At 45.3% G+C, this 16,096-nt stretch carries 15 protein-coding genes; 13 read left to right on the top strand and 2 right to left on the bottom strand.

The genetic code is table 11. From position 1 onward, the window contains the following. The 4 genes from fabF to accA are packed head-to-tail and all read left to right on the top strand — an operon-like array spanning window position 1 to window position 3,255. Window positions 1-1,233, top strand: coding sequence for a beta-ketoacyl-ACP synthase II (fabF, locus tag WIG73_RS03310; RefSeq protein WP_337399296.1), 1,233 nt, complete (start codon window positions 1-3; stop codon window positions 1,231-1,233). Continuing rightward, window positions 1,230-1,652, top strand: coding sequence for a 3-hydroxyacyl-ACP dehydratase FabZ (gene fabZ / locus WIG73_RS03315; RefSeq protein WP_177680050.1), 423 nt, complete (start codon window positions 1,230-1,232; stop codon window positions 1,650-1,652). Before fabF ends, fabZ begins: the two co-directional genes overlap by 4 nt. Window positions 1,653-1,661: 9 nt before the next feature. Beyond that, window positions 1,662-2,489, top strand: coding sequence for an acetyl-CoA carboxylase carboxyltransferase subunit beta (locus WIG73_RS03320; protein WP_337399297.1), 828 nt, complete (start codon window positions 1,662-1,664; stop codon window positions 2,487-2,489). Then, window positions 2,476-3,255, top strand: a complete 780-nt coding sequence (gene accA / locus WIG73_RS03325) for an acetyl-CoA carboxylase carboxyl transferase subunit alpha (RefSeq protein WP_337399298.1) — start codon at window positions 2,476-2,478, stop codon at window positions 3,253-3,255. Before WIG73_RS03320 ends, accA begins: the two co-directional genes overlap by 14 nt. Window positions 3,256-3,392: 137 nt before the next feature. Here the strand turns inward: accA and WIG73_RS03330 are convergent, their stop codons facing one another. Beyond that, window positions 3,393-3,800 (bottom strand): hypothetical protein, encoded by a 408-nt coding sequence (locus WIG73_RS03330; protein ID WP_337399301.1) that lies wholly within the window; start codon window positions 3,798-3,800, stop codon window positions 3,393-3,395. A 661-nt stretch (window positions 3,801-4,461) separates the two neighbouring features. Beyond that, the gene (locus WIG73_RS03335; RefSeq protein ID WP_337399302.1) at window positions 4,462-8,091 is read right to left on the bottom strand and encodes an S-layer homology domain-containing protein; all 3,630 of its coding nucleotides are present in this window, start codon (window positions 8,089-8,091) and stop codon (window positions 4,462-4,464) included. Between the two features lie 298 nt (window positions 8,092-8,389). Between WIG73_RS03335 and WIG73_RS03340 the strand changes: the two genes are divergently transcribed. The 9 genes from WIG73_RS03340 to WIG73_RS03380 all read left to right on the top strand — a co-directional run. Then, window positions 8,390-9,154, top strand: coding sequence for an HAD family hydrolase (locus tag WIG73_RS03340; protein WP_337399303.1), 765 nt, complete (start codon window positions 8,390-8,392; stop codon window positions 9,152-9,154). A gap of 5 nt (window positions 9,155-9,159) precedes the next feature. Continuing rightward, on the top strand, window positions 9,160-11,682 hold the full coding sequence (locus tag WIG73_RS03345; RefSeq protein WP_337399304.1) for a glycyl radical protein: 2,523 nt from the start codon (window positions 9,160-9,162) through the stop codon (window positions 11,680-11,682). Window positions 11,683-11,686: 4 nt separating this feature from the next. Next, window positions 11,687-12,472 (top strand): glycyl-radical enzyme activating protein, encoded by a 786-nt coding sequence (locus WIG73_RS03350; RefSeq protein WP_177677991.1) that lies wholly within the window; start codon window positions 11,687-11,689, stop codon window positions 12,470-12,472. A gap of 3 nt (window positions 12,473-12,475) precedes the next feature. Next, on the top strand, window positions 12,476-12,853 hold the full coding sequence (locus WIG73_RS03355; protein ID WP_177677989.1) for a BMC domain-containing protein: 378 nt from the start codon (window positions 12,476-12,478) through the stop codon (window positions 12,851-12,853). Window positions 12,854-12,858: 5 nt separating this feature from the next. Further along, a complete protein-coding gene (locus WIG73_RS03360) occupies window positions 12,859-13,281 on the top strand; it encodes a EutP/PduV family microcompartment system protein (RefSeq protein ID WP_177677987.1) in 423 nt (140 codons plus the stop codon). A gap of 126 nt (window positions 13,282-13,407) precedes the next feature. Then, on the top strand, window positions 13,408-14,208 hold the full coding sequence (locus WIG73_RS03365) for a class II aldolase/adducin family protein (protein WP_249311642.1): 801 nt from the start codon (window positions 13,408-13,410) through the stop codon (window positions 14,206-14,208). 17 nt (window positions 14,209-14,225) lie between these two features. Beyond that, window positions 14,226-14,717 carry a heme-binding protein gene (locus WIG73_RS03370; protein ID WP_337399307.1) on the top strand — a complete coding sequence of 164 codons (492 nt, stop codon included), beginning with the start codon at window positions 14,226-14,228 and terminating at the stop codon, window positions 14,715-14,717. A gap of 11 nt (window positions 14,718-14,728) precedes the next feature. Further along, window positions 14,729-15,925 (top strand): zinc-binding dehydrogenase, encoded by a 1,197-nt coding sequence (locus tag WIG73_RS03375; protein WP_337399309.1) that lies wholly within the window; start codon window positions 14,729-14,731, stop codon window positions 15,923-15,925. 22 nt (window positions 15,926-15,947) lie between these two features. Continuing rightward, window positions 15,948-16,096: BMC domain-containing protein (locus WIG73_RS03380; RefSeq protein ID WP_337399310.1), on the top strand; the 149-nt coding region annotated here is incomplete at its 3' end.

The following is a 16,096-nucleotide window of genomic DNA, read 5'->3' on the forward strand; positions in this document are numbered from 1 at the left end:
ATGAAACGAGTAGTAGTTACCGGTCTGGGTGTAATCTCCCCGGTTGGAAATGATGTTGATACGTTTTGGAACTCCATTGTTTCGGGGAAAAACGGAATTGATACCATCACTCATTTTGACCCATCAGAATTTAAAACAAAGCTTGCGGCGGAGGTAAAAGAGTTTGATCCGCTGCTCTATGTGGATAAAGCAGAAGTTAGAAAAACCGATCTGTTCACACTGTATGCGCTGGGCGCCGCCTCTCAGGCTGTTTCCGACAGCGGCATTGAAAACCAGGTATCTCCCGAGCGCTTGGGCGTTTATTTTGGTTCGGGCATCGGCGGTTTTAACACGTTTACCCAAGAGCACTGCAACATGCTTGATAAGGGGCCGCGCCGTGTTTCCCCCCACTTTGTTCCGAAAATGATTTCTAACATTGCGGCAGGAAATGTAGCAATCCGCTTTAATGCCCAGGGCCCGTGTCTCAGCATTACAACAGCATGTGCAACAGGTTCAAGCTGTATCGGCGAGGCCTACCGTGCAATCCGCGGCGGATATGCAGACGCCATTATAACCGGCGGCGCCGAAGCTTCGATTACACCGCTGGCTGTTGCAGGATTTATTAACTGCATGGCCTTAACAAACAGCGAAGATAAAGACAGCGCATCTATCCCCTTTGACAAACGCAGAAGCGGTTTTGTTATGGGTGAGGGCGCAGGCGCTTTGATTTTGGAAGAATATGAACATGCAAAAGCGCGCGGCGCAAAAATATATGCGGAAATCACCGGATATGGCAGCACCTGCGATGCATATCACGTTACAGCCCCCAACCCGGAAGCGGTTGCCAGCGCAAAGGCAATTGCCGATGCATGGGCAGAAACAGGGCTGGATACTGACAAAATTTATATTAACGCCCACGGCACTAGCACCCCGTTAAACGATAAAACGGAAACTATGGCAATTAAAAAGGCACTGGGCGACAAGGCTTATAGAGCGCACATCAGCTCCACAAAATCCATGACGGGACACATGCTGGGCGCTGCCGGCGCTGTAGAGGCAATTGCTTCGGTGCTCGCCTTAACCTCCGGCATTATCCCCCCCACCATCGGCTATCAAGAGCCTGATGAGGAGTGCGACTTAGACTATACCCCCAACAAGGCGGTGAAAGCGGATATTGATGTCGCCCTTTCAACCTCGTTAGGATTTGGCGGGCACAACGCCTGCCTCGCTTTCAAGAAAGTTGGCGCACAATGAACAAAGAAGAAATTATGAAAATTCTGCCCCACCGGGACAATATGCTTTTAATTGATGAGGTGGAGCTGATTGACGGCACAGCCCGCGGAAAGAAAAAAATTTTGGGTGATGAGTGGTTTTTAAAAGGCCATTTCCCCGGAAATCCTGTTGTTCCCGGCGTAATTCTCTGCGAAATTTTAGCGCAGACAACCTGCGCCTGCCTTCCTGGGCAATCCACTGAGGGTAAGCTCACATTATTTACCGGGCTTGACAAGGTAAAGTTCAGAACGCCTGTGGTTCCAGGGGATGTGTTTGAAACGGAATGTGTCATAACAAAAATCCGCGAGCCCTTTTATTTTGCAAAGGGCAAGGGCTATGTCAGCGGTAAGCTTTGCGTTTCCGCAGAATATTCATTTGCCATCACGGATAAGAAGGCTTGAGGTGTAAGTATGAAACTGAATCAGATTTTAGACTTTTGTAAAGCAAACATTGTTGTAGAAAAAAAGACCTGCAAAAAGTGCGGCAAGGAACATTCTGTTACAAAGCTTTTAAAAAATGATTTTATTTGTCCGGAATGCGGCTATTATTTCCGCATGAATGCGCTCCAGAGAATAGCGCTGATTGCAGATGACGACTTTCAGGAAATTGACGGCGAATTAAAGAGCAAAAATTTAATTGATTTTCCTGGATATGATGAAAAGCTGAAAAAAGCGCTGGAAACAAACGACAAAAAAGAAGCGGTTACCTGCGGCACCTGTACGATTGGCGGTAATAAGGCCGCAATCTTCGTAATGGATTCTACGTTTATGATGGGCAGCATGGGAACGGTTGTCGGCGAAAAAATTACCCGCTTATTTGAGTTTGCCACGAAAGAAAATTTACCCGTAGTTGGTTTTACCACCTCCGGCGGTGCCAGAATGCAGGAGGGAATTTTTTCTTTAATGCAAATGGCAAAGGTGAGCGGCGCGGTGAAACGCCACAGTGACGCGGGACTTCTTTACGTCACAGTGTTAACCGATCCCACCTTAGGCGGCGTTACTGCAAGTTTTGCAATGGGGGGCGATATTACCATTGCCGAACCAAATGCACTAATTGGTTTTGCAGGCGCAAGAGTTGTAGAGCAAACCACAGGCCAGGCGCTGCCAAAAGGATTTCAGCGTTCAGAATTTCAGCTTGACCATGGCTTTGTCGACCTGATTGAGGAACGTGGCAAGCTGAAAGATACCCTGGCATCTATTCTGAAACTACACGAGGTAAGAGCAAATGGAAGCATATAGCAGAGTTTTAAACGCGAGAAAAAGCCAGCGCCCTATGGGCGGATACTTTATCAACGCCATATTTGATAATTTTATTGAGATGCACGGCGACAAACGATTTGGAGACGATGGTGCAATCGTCGGCGGAATTGCAGAACTTGGCGGAATTCCCGTCACAGTGATTGCAATGGAACGCGGTCAGTCCATAGACGAGCGCATGCGGCGCAACTTTGGCTGCCCCAGCCCGGAAGGATATCGAAAGGCCCTTCGTTTAATGAAGCAGGCGGAAAAATTTCACAGGCCGGTCATTTGCTTTATCGGCAGTTCCGGTGCATATTGCGGAATTGGCGCTGAAGAACGCGGTCAAGGCGAAGCCATAGCAGAGAACCTAATGGAGATGATGACGTTAAAAACCCCTATCGTTTCTGTTGTGGTTGGCGAAGGCGGCAGCGGAGGTGCCCTTGCACTCGGTGTAGCCGACACCGTTATCATGCTGGAAAATGCGGTTTACTCCGTCATTTCTCCTGAAGGTTGCGCCAGTATTCTGTGGAAGGATTCTTCCCGCGCCCACGAAGCAGCAGAGGTGCTAAAGCTGACAGCAGAAGATTTATATAAATTTGGAATTATTGAAAAAATTATTTATGAGGGCGAAAAATCCGCTGAGGATATTGGCCTTGAACTAAAAACGGAGCTTTTAAACGAAATCAACAACAAAAGCAGATTTACTATAGAAAATCTGCTTGAGCACCGGTATAACCGTTTCAGAAAAATTGGAGCGGAACAGTAATGAAACAGCGGCACCGCAGTTTTGCGGTGCCGCTGTTTTTTTTTATTTTATTTCAAACACTTTGGCGCTTTCGGCACGGAGAACAAATTCCCTTCCTGTTTTGTGGGTGCATAAATCCTTTGTGTCTTTGCTGAGTTTCACCTGTTCCTCTCCTTCCCAAAGTTTGCGGCAACGACGTAAATCTTGCCGTTCTCTCCCAAAGTCGTTATGTGCCTCGTAAGACTGCCTGAAGTTACCGTAACATCCGATGTAAATTCAGACTTTTCTTTCTTCCTCTCCATTGATATATTCACGCTGATAACCGCAGCTTCATCCAGCAGAACTTCTCCTTTATTCGCCCAAAATGGCTTCGTCTTACAAACAGTACAAACGGTGTCGGCATAAAGGTTTGCGGTAGCATCGTTATAATAATTATCCTTTCCCAGCGATTCTCGGATCGCCACATTGCGCCGTTTACCTCTATATATTTTAAAGCTTTCGCTTCCATAGGCAATATGCATTCCGATAATATGGTTCACATTGATAAACTTGCTATAGGTGTCCATGGTCGTTTCAATTTCAGGCGGCCCCTTACCTTTAAATTTTCGTTCTCATTTTATCACACTATCAAATGATTTAAAACATACATTTCGCAAGAAAAGGTTTAAATTTCGCAACTTGATTTTAATATGCTTCTATGGTAGAATGAAGCGAGGGGATAATACTTATGTTTGATAACATTAGAATAAACCTGTTAGGCGCGTATAAAACTGAACGGTTTTACGTTTCAACAGAAAAATGCCCTTGCTATGCGCCTTGAGGGAGAAACTGAGTTTGAATATGAAAATACAAAAACGTTTGTGAAAAACGGAGATATTATCTATTTACCTGCCGGGTTTGACTATCATTGTTCTTCAGAATATGAAAAGTTAATTGTCGTTCATTTTGAAACTTCAGGATTTGCGTGTAAGAAAATGATTGTATTTACACCGATTGAAAAACGAATTTACGAAAATATATTTGAAAGCATTTTGTCCTCGCTAATGGAGATAAAAACATCGGCGGAAAGCACGAAGCAACAGCACAACTGTATTCCATGTTTGCAATGATGGAAAAAGAGCAGGTTTGCTGTCGTCAAATTAACAATAAAAAAATCTTTTCATAAAAACCCCCTCCTGCTCTTACAACAGGAGGGGGTCGGTCTTTTTTAATTCTAAAACACGGATGCTATTCTCCGGTATAAGGCGAGAATGTAAATGTTCCGCCGCCTACATACACGCCCATGTATCCGGAGCCTCTTAAGGCATCTTTATCGTTGTCAAGATAGTCAAAAATATTTTTTCCATCAATCGTAAGGATAATTCTTACACCGTCCTTTTCTTCAATGGTACCGGCTGTCACATGATATGTTTTACCATATTCTAATACCTGACCGTTATTCGGAACGCCGGGGCCGCCTACAGGATTAAATTCGGCAGCACCTAAGAACATTGTCCGCTGACCGTTTTTAAACCGCTGTACTTCAATGTGGTCTGTTTTAAATCCAATGAAATACAAATCGCTGCTACTATATTCCTTATCTTTGTCAGGAATTTTAAACGCCAGTGATGGCCAGCTGTGCGGATCGTCAATCTGCATATCAAAACTGTAGAGTCCATCTGCCAGTTTTTCTTTGGTGTAGCAGCTGTTGTTTCCTGTAACAACTACGCCTTTGCCGTCTGCCGATGCTTTCGCATTTTTCCAGTTTTCAGGATTAAAGAAATCGCCGGAAAGCTTTGTGCTCGGTAATTTCTCAGAACCCTCTTTTGAATAAGTGATAACATTTACCGGAATATCTTTTTCAACGGTTACACCGTCAACAGTAAATGCGCCATGAATGGTGGTGGTGCCTACTGCAAGCCCCTTAACGTTACCTTTTTCATCCACTGTGGCAACATTTTCATCTTCTACGGTATATTTCACTTCTTCAATTGCCAAGCTTCTGCCGAATTTAGAAGTACCTTTCGGTGAAATGGTGGATTCAAAATCTTGGATAACTGTAAGGCCAGTCGTTGCAAGTTCTACGGTCTCCAGCTCGTCGCCGCAGATAACGTCGATTTCTTTTGTTCTGACAATGCCATCTGCCAAAACATTTACATAAACCTTAACGCGTCCTTCAGACAGAACAGAAATTTCACCTGTTTCGCTTACCGCTGCAACGGACGGGTCTGAGCTTACATAGGTTACCTGATAGTCATCCGGTTTTGCAACAGACTGTTTGCGCCCAAATGCTTCAATTTCAATCTGCTTTTTCGCGCCTACTTTTGCTACAAACTCTTCCTGATTTAAGTTAAACCTCTGCACAGAAACAGGGTATTTCGCAAGATATTTTGCTTCAAGACCAGCTTCATCGATAATGTTCTGTGCTTCTTCCGGCCATTCGCCGTCAGCATAGACCATGGGTTCTTCAATGTTGTTAAAGGGAGATGCCAGGTTCTTTTCAGCAGTTGTAGAATAATTGTTCCTTGCTGTGTTATAGCGAATGCTGGTTGTGTGGATATGAAGCCACTTGGGAACAGTTGGTGTTCCTCTGCCGTCAAAGTTCCATTTGTCAACATCGTTATAATCAATTACATTGTTCTCAATGAGCCAGAACGTAGACCCTTCATCAGGGTAAACAGAACCGTATGCGTTTCTGTCATTTTCAAAGTAGTTGTTACACCACTCGTTGGGGTTTTCATATGTGCCGCCTGTTGCACCCAAGGTATAAATCGGGCCGCCGTCATAAAGTTTGCTGTTCATTACATCGTGAATGTAGTTATAATTCAGCTGAACTTTATAAAGACCGGTTCCTGCCTTTTCTTTATCTTCAGCATAGGTGCCCCAGCCGTAGCCGATGTGCATGCCGGAATAGTTTACGTTCGCAATTTCGTTATGGTTGATTTCCGTATATTTCGGCCAAGAAGCAGAAATGGCAGCAGAAGAACCATAATCAACACCAATGTCGTGCATATAGTTGTTGTTAATTCTGTTGTTAATGGTGTAATATTTATATTCTGTGGGCTTAATTTCTGTTTCGTAGTTGTCTCCGGGGCCGTTGCCCAAAGACACTGCCGTACCGGAAAGGTCCGCAAATTCATTGCCGATAACATCGCATTCCTGAATGGAATATCTCATTTGAAGCGCTGCAGCACCAAGTTTTGAGAATTTGTTGTTGGTAAAGTCGATATATCTTGCACATTTCACCAAAACAGCTGTTTCGGGAAGACCGCCGTCAATGAAGTTGTTCTGTCCGTCGTTATAACCCTTTTCGTCACTGGGACGCATCCATGTTGTATAAGCAAACTCAACATCATCAAAGGTAATGTTGTGAATCGGCTTGTCGGCCGTTCCTTCCAGCGTCAGTATTCTTTCGCCTTCCGGAATGGTTGCAACCATGGTTTTCGGGTCTTCAAAGCTTCTCGGAATGTAGTAAAGATAACCGTCTGTGCTGTCGATATACCATTCACCAGGCATATCCAAAAGCTCATAGGCATTCTCATACCAGTGAGGCGCTTTCCACGGAGTGTTGTCGCTATTGTTCGACCAGCCCGGCTGATCCATAACGATTTTCGCTCTGCCTTCTTCAACCGTTACATCAGACACGCCGCAGCGGGGCTGTGTCCAGTTTGAGTACGTAACAAATTCCAAGTCTTTAATATTCTTGTAATCTGCCAAGAACGTGTCATCAGAATAGAAGCCAAAGTCCGTCATTTCAGCGTTTGTCAGCTCGCCTGCGCTCTTTGCACGGATTGCACGCACATCATTTATAAATACCTGTCTGGACTGAATGTCGCCCACTTTGGTTTTATAAATGTTTAAGTCTGCATCCGCAAGCTCAAAGCCTGAAAAATGTTTGCCCATCATCAGCTGTGCCTTGCCTTCGCCGTAAGAAGTGTAAACGACGTTATAGCCGTTTGAACCGGATTCGTCCTCGCCCATTTTAATTTCTTCCGAAATATAATGGTCGCCGGCCTTTAAGAAAACAAAAAGATGGTTTTCCATATCGTCATTATTTGCTTTCACAAGCTCGCGTGCCGCATTGATAGAAGCAACAGGAGCGTTTTTCGTGCCGTCATTTTTGTCGTCGCCGTTTTCGGGGTCAACATAAATAGCAAGCCTGTCGCCGATTTCAATGGTACGAACCAAAAGCTCGCTTGCTTCTGCTCTGGTTAAGGTTGCCTGTGGCTTAAAGCTTCCGTCGGGATAGCCTGCCAAAAGTCCGAATGAGAATGCTTTTGCCACGCCGTCTTTTGCATAAGCCGAGATGCTGTCGCTGTCTGTAAAGGAAACAGCCGCACTGTCAGCCTTTGCATCTTTCGATTCTGCTGCTTTTGCAATTATTAAAGAAGCGTCTTCTCTTGTGATGTCTTTATCTGGAGAAAAATTGCCGTCTGTAAACAACGCTGCATCCAAAAGACCGTTTACATTTGCCGTTTCTATGGTGTCTGCAAACCATTTGTCAGCTGTAATGTCTTTTGCGCAGCCGGCATATTTTGTTGCTTCCAATCTGAGTGCATTTACCGCCATTGTAACAAATTCTGCCCTTGTTACATTCTTTTCAGGCAGAAATTTTCCATCGCCTACGCCCTGCACATATTTGCCGGCAGCAAGCATTTTTACAGTTGGTGTTACCCAATGGTCTCCCAGATCTGCAAAAGAAATATCCTCAATTTCTTTTGCTTCTGGAAGAAGATTGTCCTTTTCAGCAAGCGGCTCGGTGCTTGTCTTGTCCGCATTCGGCGCTTCCACCTGGGCAGTTGCAGTTAAAAACACACCCGAGGTTGCAAGCATAGACAACGATACCAGCAGAGCCAACACTTTTTTTGTCTTTCTCATTCTCTTACCTCCATTTAAGTAAATTGACTTTTGGAATTAAAGCTACCAAAATATAGTTTATTATACCACTGTTAAAATATAATTACAAGATCTTTATTCAAATATATTATTTATTACCAAAATTTTTTTTTATTTTTGTGCAGATTTTACATTTACGTATTGCGGCAATCTTTGTTTTTCTGCGTTTGTTTTATTTTTTCATTTTTTTCTTTTTTATTTCTGTGTTTTTGCTTGACAAACAATTCAATTTGCGGTATGATAGTAATGTAAATAAAGCTGGGCGAAATGGAGGAATTGTATGGATCATCCGAAAATCCGATTGGTTCTGTGCGACGTTGACGGCACGCTGCTTGACAAAGGGCAAACAGTCGTATCGAGCGCAGTGTTTCATACAATTCGACAGGCTGTGTCCTGCGGCGTCCAATTTGTTATTGCCAGCGGAAGAAGTTACCCGGATTTAAAATCCTTGTTTGCACCTGTTGTAAGCATCGTTTCCTTTATTTGTTGCGACGGGGCTCTGGCAGTGAAAAATGGTGGTATTTTGTATCAGGCCACTCTTGAAAAAGCTGTTGTGAACACTTTATTCGATAAAATAGCACTTTCCGGACAGGAGTCCCTTGTGATTTACGGACGCGACCACACTTACTGTTTTGGCAATAATGACTTATTTAAAACTTCAACGCCGGTCACTTCAATAAACGAAGTTTATGGCAATGTTTATAAGCTGGCGTTTTTTAAGCTCTCTGACCAAACGAAGCAGGCGGTAAGAAGCTTTGCCGCTAAATCGAGACAGCTTTCCGAAATTTATGCCGACAGTTCCTGGACAGAATTTGTTGCTTTTGGAACAGACAAAGGCTCTGCTGCGGCTGCCCTGCAAAAACAGTGGGACATTTCGTCCCTTGAAACTGCAGCATTCGGAGACAATACAAACGATTTCGGCATGCTTCGTCAAGCCAGACTCAGTTTTGCCTCCCCGGCGGCAGTATCCGACATCAAGCGAATGTGCAAATTTCAGACAACCAGCGTAACGGACGAAATTTTAAATATATTACGAGAAAGGTGAACGCTATGAGCAAGTACACAATTAGAAACACTCCCAAAACAGACCGAATCACGCGGCTTGTAAACCACCTATTTGAAAAAATGCCGCAGGTGGAAAGTGAACGCGCCGTTTTAGTAACGGAATCTTATAAACAAACGGAAAACCTTCCAATTATTTTAAGAAGGTCGCGGGCGTTCCGCCATATATTAGAAAACATCCCCATTGTTATCCGGCCAGATGAACTGGTAGTGGGCAGCGCCACAAAAGCGCCCAGAAGCTGTCAGACTTTTCCTGAGTTCTCTTTCGAGTGGCTGGAGGCAGAATTTGATACCATTGAAAAAAGAACAGCAGACCCGTTCTATATTTCAGAGGACACAAAGAAGGCGCTTTCCTCTGCCAACCAATATTGGAAAGGCAAAACCACGAGCGAGCTTGCAACCTCATTAATGAACCCAAGAACACTCACTGCCATGGAACACAACATGTTCACTCCCGGAAACTATTTTTATAACGGTATCGGCCATGTCACAGTGAAATATGACGAGGTGCTTGCCGTTGGCTTCCGCGGGATTATTGATCGTGCAAAAAACGAATTGGAACACTGCAATGTAGGCGATGAAAACTATGCAGAAAAAAGCACGTTTTTAGAAGCGGTTATTGAAAGCTGCGAGGCGGTTATTGATTACGCAAAACGGTACGCCCGCCTGGCGCTGGCAGAAGCCGAAAAATGCTCCGATGACAAACGCAAGCTGGAGCTTTTGCTCATTGCACACAACTGCGCAACCGTTCCGGAAAACGGCGCAAACAGTTTTTATGAAGCCTGTCAGTCGTTTTGGTTTGTGCAGATGCTTTTGCAGACGGAATCCAGCGGACACTCTATCTCCCCGGGCAGATTCGACCAGTATATGTATCCTTATTATGAAAAGGATTTAAAAAGCGGCGCCCTGACGCCAGAATTTGCCCAGGAATTAATAGATTGTATCTGGGTGAAGCTGAACGATTTAAACAAAGCCCGCGATGCAGCCTCAGCCGAAGGGTTTGCGGGATATAGCCTGTTCCAAAACCTGATTGTGGGCGGGCAGTCTGCTCCGGGGGTTGACGCCACCAACGATTTGTCCTTTATGTGTATTGAAGCGTCGAAACACGTGATGCTTCCCCAGCCGTCCCTTTCCATTCGTATTTGGAACGGCACCCCCCAGGATTTGATGATGAAGGCCGCCGATCTCACCCGCACGGGAATTGGCCTGCCGGCTTATTATAACGACGAAGTGATTATTCCAGCTCTCATTAACCGCGGTTTGACCATGGAAGATGCGGTAGACTACAACATCATCGGCTGTGTTGAACCCCAAAAGGCCGGTAAAACCGATGGCTGGCACGACGCGGCGTTCTTTAACATGTGCCGCCCGTTAGAGCTGGTGTTCTCCCGCGGTATGGACAAAGGCGTGCAGGTGGGGCCGAAAACAAAATGCATTGCTGAAATGACAACTTTTGACGAATTCTACAGCGCCTATAAAGCACAGATGAACGATATGATTAGCCTGTTGGTAAACGCAGACAACTCTATCGATGTGGCCCACGCAAAACGCTGCCCGCTTCCATTCTTGTCCTCTATGGTAGATGACTGCATTGCACGCGGAAAATCTGTTCAGGAGGGCGGTGCAATTTATAACTTTACCGGCCCCCAGGGGTTTGGTATCGCAAATATGGCAGACTCGCTGTACGCCATTAAAAAGCTTGTGTTTGAGGAAAAGAAGTTTACCCTTCTAGAGTTAAAGGAAGCGCTTGACCACAACTTTGGAGAATCCGCTTCTGAAAAACAGGTGGAGGAAATTACTGTAAAAATTGCTGAGGAGCTTGCCAAAAACGGTAAAACGGTTGACGACCGAGCCATTCAGGAAATCATTGAAACGGTGAAAGCCGCATCGGCCAGCGGCGACGGTGCAAAATACAAGAAAATAAAAGAAATGATTGACGAAGTTCCCAAATTCGGCAATGACATTCCTGAAGTAGACGAATTTGCACGTGACGTTGCATATACCTATACAAAACCGTTAGAAACCTATAAAAATCCTCGCGGCGGAATTTTCCAGGCCGGGCTCTACCCCGTTTCTGCCAACGTGCCTCTGGGTGCGCAAACAGGAGCAACACCGGACGGACGTTTGGCCAATACCCCGGTTGCCGACGGTGTTTCACCCTCTGCCGGAAAAGACACCCACGGCCCAACCGCTGCCTGCAACTCTGTTTCTAAACTTGATCATTTCATTGCTTCAAACGGCACGCTGTTTAATATGAAATTCCACCCCTCTGCTTTGAAGGGACAGTCTGGCTTAGAGGCCTTTTGTGCTCTGGTGCGGGCCTATTTTGATCAAAAGGGAAGCCACATTCAGTTTAACGTGGTAGACCGCGCAACACTTTTAGACGCGCAGAAAAACCCTGAAAAGTATAAAGGTTTGGTTGTTCGCGTAGCGGGATACAGTGCGCTGTTTACCACCCTTTCAAAATCACTGCAGGACGATATTATTAAAAGAACGGAACAAGGGATGTGATAGGATGAGTCTTTACGATACCAAGGGCAGGATCTTTGATATTCAAAGATTTTCAGTTCACGATGGTCCCGGAATTAGAACCATTGTGTTTCTAAAGGGCTGTGTCCTCCGCTGCAAATGGTGCTGCAATCCCGAATCCCAAAGCTTTGCCGTTGAGGAAATGTCGCTGGGCGGCAAGTTGAAAACCGTTGGACGGGACGTTACCGTAGGCGAGGTTATGGAAACGGTGAAACGCGACATGCCGTATTACAGGCGGTCTGGCGGCGGCCTGACGCTATCCGGCGGCGAGTCTTTGTGCCAGCCCGATTTTGCTGTGGCGCTCCTTAGGGCTTCGAAAGAATACAGCATTAACACGGCAATGGAGTCCACAGGGTTTGCAAAGTTTGATGTAATTGAGCAATATCTTCCTTATTTGGATTTATACCTTATGGATATTAAGCATATGAATTCGAAAAAGCATGAACAGTTTACATCGCGGCCCAACGAACTGATTTTAGAAAATGCAAAGAAAATCGCAGAAAAAGCAAAGCAACTGATTATCCGCGTACCGGTTGTTCCCACTTTTAACGATACGGAAAGCGAAATTTTGGAAATTGCCAGATTTGCGGCAAGCCTTCCGAATGTAAACGAGTTGCACCTGCTCCCCTACCACCGTTTGGGACAGGACAAATATAAAGGATTGGGGCGCACTTATGAACTGCCGGAGCTGCTCCCCCCCGCCGATGAAAAGATGCAGCGGCTGCTTGCAAAAGCCAAAACCACAGGCTTAAAGTGCCAGATAGGAGGCTGACAAATGTCTGATACTGAAATTTTAAACTTAAAAGATAAAATGCGGATTATTCAGGAGATTGTTCCGGGAAAGCAAATTACCATTGCCCACATCATTGCAAATCCTGACAAAATTTTATATCAGAAACTGGGACTTGACCCCAGCGTGGACTATTCAAAATCCGCCATCGGCATTGTGACCATCTCCCCGGCGGAAACGGCCATTATCATTGCCGACATTGCCACAAAATCCTCCGGTGCTGAAATTGGGTTTGTAGACCGGTTCAGCGGAACGCTGATTATCACTGGAACGGTTTCAGAGGTGGAATCCGCTTTAAGAGCACTCTGTGATTACTCCAAAGATGTTCTGGGCTTTACCGTCTGCGACATTTCTAAAACGTAACTGCCATGAGAAAAATTATTTTAATCGGCAGAAGCGAATGCGGCAAAACAACGTTGACACAAGCGCTTATGGGAAAAAAAATTGAATACCAGAAAACCCAGTCCATCTGTAACGAAAATTTGGTAATTGACACGCCGGGGGAATATATTCAGACAAAAATGCTGGCAGGTGCCATTGCGCTCTATTCCTATGAAGCGGACATTGTTGGCCTGCTGCTTTCCGCCACGGAGCCGTTTTCCCTCTACAGTCCCAACATTACAGGACAGTCCACAAGGGAGGTTATCGGAATTGTTACCAAAATAGACCACAAAAACGCAGATTCCCACCGTGCAGAGCGCTGGCTTAGGCTCTGCGGCTGTAAAAAGGTGTTTTGTGTAAGCGCCTACACTGGCGAAGGAATCTGTGAACTATTAAATTATTTGTCATAAAAACAGAAAAACCCACAAAAAACAACAGAAAAACACTTGACATCTATGATGCCATATGGTATGATTATAATGTAAAGAAAAGTTATTAAAATAAAACCAAAAAGAAACAAAAAAGGAGAAATGAACATGGTATCTGAATACGAAATCAAAAAACAGATTTGCGACATCGGCAAAAGAATTTACGACAGAGGTATGGTTGCGGCCAACGACGGTAATATCTCCGTAAAACTCAACGACAACGAATTTCTGTGCACCCCCACAGGCGTGAGCAAAGGGTTCATGACGCCTGACTATATCTGCAAAGTTAATGCAAAGGGCGAAGTGATTCAGGCAAACAAAGGGTTTAAACCTTCTTCTGAAATTAAAATGCACATGCGGGTTTATAAAGAACGTCCTGATGTGCAGTCTGTTGTTCACGCGCACCCGATTTATGCAACCAGCTTTGCAATTGCCGGCATTCCGCTGACACAGCCGATTATGCCCGAAGCGGTTATCGCGCTTGGCTGCGTTCCCATTGCTGAGTATGGCACGCCTTCTACCGAAGAAATCCCTGACGCAGTTTCTAAATATCTTCAGTACTATGACGCTGTTCTTCTTGAAAACCACGGCGCACTGGCATATTCCGACTCTCTTTTAAACGCTTATCACAAAATGGAGTCGTTGGAATTTTATGCACAGCTTCTCTTCCTTTCCAGACAGTTGGGCGGCCCGAAAGAACTGAGCAATTCTCAGGTTGAGCGCCTTTATGAAATCCGCAGACAGTTTGGTTTAAAAGGCAAGCACCCGGCAGACCTCTGCCCCAACGCGAAAGCAGGCAAGGCAAGCTGTCACAGCTGCGGCAAATGCGGCACGGTTTCTTCTTCCAATGAAGAAGGCGATTTGATTGCCGAAATTACAAAGAAGGTTATGGAGCAACTGGGCAAATAATAACGGAGGTCAGTTTTATGCACGACCGTGAAGTGTCGCAAATCGTTGAAGCGGTTGTTAAAGAAATCTCTATCAACGAAAGCGGCAAAAGAATGACGTTATCCCTCGCAAAAAAGCTTGCCGAAAAGGTTGAAGCAAAAGCAAAAGAAATCGGTGTAAATGCCGTGGTGGCCGTTTCGAACAGCGGCGCGCGGCCGGTTTTGGTAGAATGTATGGACGATTCATACATTGCCAGTTACGACGTTGCTTTTCAAAAGGCCTACACCGTGGTGGCGCTGAAAATGTCCACAACAGAGCTGAAAAAACTTAGCCAGCCGGGCGGTTCGCTTTATGGCATACAGTTTACCAACAATGGTCAAATCGTAATTTTCGGCGGCGGCGTGCCGTTGATTGCAAACGGTAAAATCATTGGCGGTTTGGGCGTTAGCGGCGGCAGCGAGGAGCAGGATACTTTCTTGGCAGAATATGGCGGAAGTATTTTTGAAGGTTTAATCAATAACATGGAATAGGAGTTTACGTTATGGCTATGAATTCAAATGACATAGAAGCAATCGTAAAACAGGTTCTTTCTAACATGAAGACAGAAGCTGGGCATTCCGCAGGCAGCGTCAGCATTCCAAAAACTGCAAAGGTTGCAATGCTGACAGGCTTAGAGCACTATGACATTAAAGAATATCCCATCCCTGAAATCGGAGATGACGATATTTTAGTCAAAGTGGAAGGCTGTGGCATCTGTGGAACAGACGCACACGAATTTAAAAGAGACCCCTTTGGCCTCATTCCTGTGGTTTTGGGACATGAAGGAACCGGCGAAATTGTGAAAATGGGTAAGAACGTGAGAAAAGACAGTGCGGGAAAGCCCCTGACTGTCGGCGATAAAGTTGTTACCTGCATGATATTTAAAGACAATCCGGACATTACCATGTTCGACTTGAACAAGCAGAACGTTGGCGGCGCAGACGTTTATGGTCTTCTTCCGGACGACGACATCCACTTAAACGGCTGGTTTGCCGATTACCTGGTAATTCGCGGCGGATCCACCGTATTTAATGTGAGTGATTTGGATTTAGACCTTAGAATTCTAATTGAGCCCAGCGCCGTTTTAATTCACGCTGTTGAGCGTGCAAAATCCGTTGGCATTTTAAGGTTTAACAGCCGCGTGGTTGTTCAGGGCTGCGGGCCGATTGGCCTGTTGTGCATCGCGGTGCTCCGCACATTGGGTGTTGAAAACATTGTGGCTGTAGACGGCGAGGACAAACGTCTTGCGTTTGCAAAGGAAATGGGCGCAACAAAGTCTGTCAACTTTAAAAACCACAAGGGCATTGAAGAATTAACAAACGCTGTGTCCGACGCATTCGGCGGCTATCTGGCCGACTTTGCGTTCCAGTGCACAGGCTCCCCTGTTGCCCATGCAAATATCTATAAATTTATTAGAAACGGCGGCGGCCTTTGCGAGCTGGGCTTCTTTATAAACGGCGGCGACGCTACCATTAATCCCCATTTCGACATCTGTGCAAAGGAAATCACCACAGTTGGTTCCTGGGTTTACACACTGCGCGACTACGCAACAACGTTTGACTTTTTAAAACGCGCAAAGGGCATCGGCTTACCAATTGAAAAGTTGATTACGCACCGGTTCCCGCTTTCACAAATTAACGAAGCACACCAGACAAACCTGAAAATGGAAGGTTTGAAAATCGCAATTATAAACGAATAAGATTTAGGAGGATATAAAAATCATGGCAAAAGAAGCATTAGGAATGATCGAAACAAGAGGTCTTACAGCAGCAGTTGAAGCTGCAGATGCAATGGTAAAAGCAGCTGAGGTTACACTCATCGGCACAGAAAAAATCGGTTCCGGATTGGTAAGCGTTATGGTTCGCGGCGA

This window comes from Congzhengia sp., assembly GCF_037235575.1.
Lineage (GTDB): Bacteria > Bacillota > Clostridia > UBA1381 > UBA9506 > Congzhengia > Congzhengia minquanensis.

Coding starts and splice junctions, on each gene's coding strand:
- fabF (WP_337399296.1), top strand. CDS start 1: ATGAAACGAGTAGTAGTTACCGGTCTGGGTGTAATCTCCCCGGTTGGA.
- fabZ (WP_177680050.1), top strand. CDS start 1,230: ATGAACAAAGAAGAAATTATGAAAATTCTGCCCCACCGGGACAATATG.
- WIG73_RS03320 (WP_337399297.1), top strand. CDS start 1,662: ATGAAACTGAATCAGATTTTAGACTTTTGTAAAGCAAACATTGTTGTA.
- accA (WP_337399298.1), top strand. CDS start 2,476: ATGGAAGCATATAGCAGAGTTTTAAACGCGAGAAAAAGCCAGCGCCCT.
- WIG73_RS03330 (WP_337399301.1), bottom strand. CDS start 3,800: ATGGACACCTATAGCAAGTTTATCAATGTGAACCATATTATCGGAATG.
- WIG73_RS03335 (WP_337399302.1), bottom strand. CDS start 8,091: ATGAGAAAGACAAAAAAAGTGTTGGCTCTGCTGGTATCGTTGTCTATG.
- WIG73_RS03340 (WP_337399303.1), top strand. CDS start 8,390: ATGGATCATCCGAAAATCCGATTGGTTCTGTGCGACGTTGACGGCACG.
- WIG73_RS03345 (WP_337399304.1), top strand. CDS start 9,160: ATGAGCAAGTACACAATTAGAAACACTCCCAAAACAGACCGAATCACG.
- WIG73_RS03350 (WP_177677991.1), top strand. CDS start 11,687: ATGAGTCTTTACGATACCAAGGGCAGGATCTTTGATATTCAAAGATTT.
- WIG73_RS03355 (WP_177677989.1), top strand. CDS start 12,476: ATGTCTGATACTGAAATTTTAAACTTAAAAGATAAAATGCGGATTATT.
- WIG73_RS03360 (WP_177677987.1), top strand. CDS start 12,859: ATGAGAAAAATTATTTTAATCGGCAGAAGCGAATGCGGCAAAACAACG.
- WIG73_RS03365 (WP_249311642.1), top strand. CDS start 13,408: ATGGTATCTGAATACGAAATCAAAAAACAGATTTGCGACATCGGCAAA.
- WIG73_RS03370 (WP_337399307.1), top strand. CDS start 14,226: ATGCACGACCGTGAAGTGTCGCAAATCGTTGAAGCGGTTGTTAAAGAA.
- WIG73_RS03375 (WP_337399309.1), top strand. CDS start 14,729: ATGGCTATGAATTCAAATGACATAGAAGCAATCGTAAAACAGGTTCTT.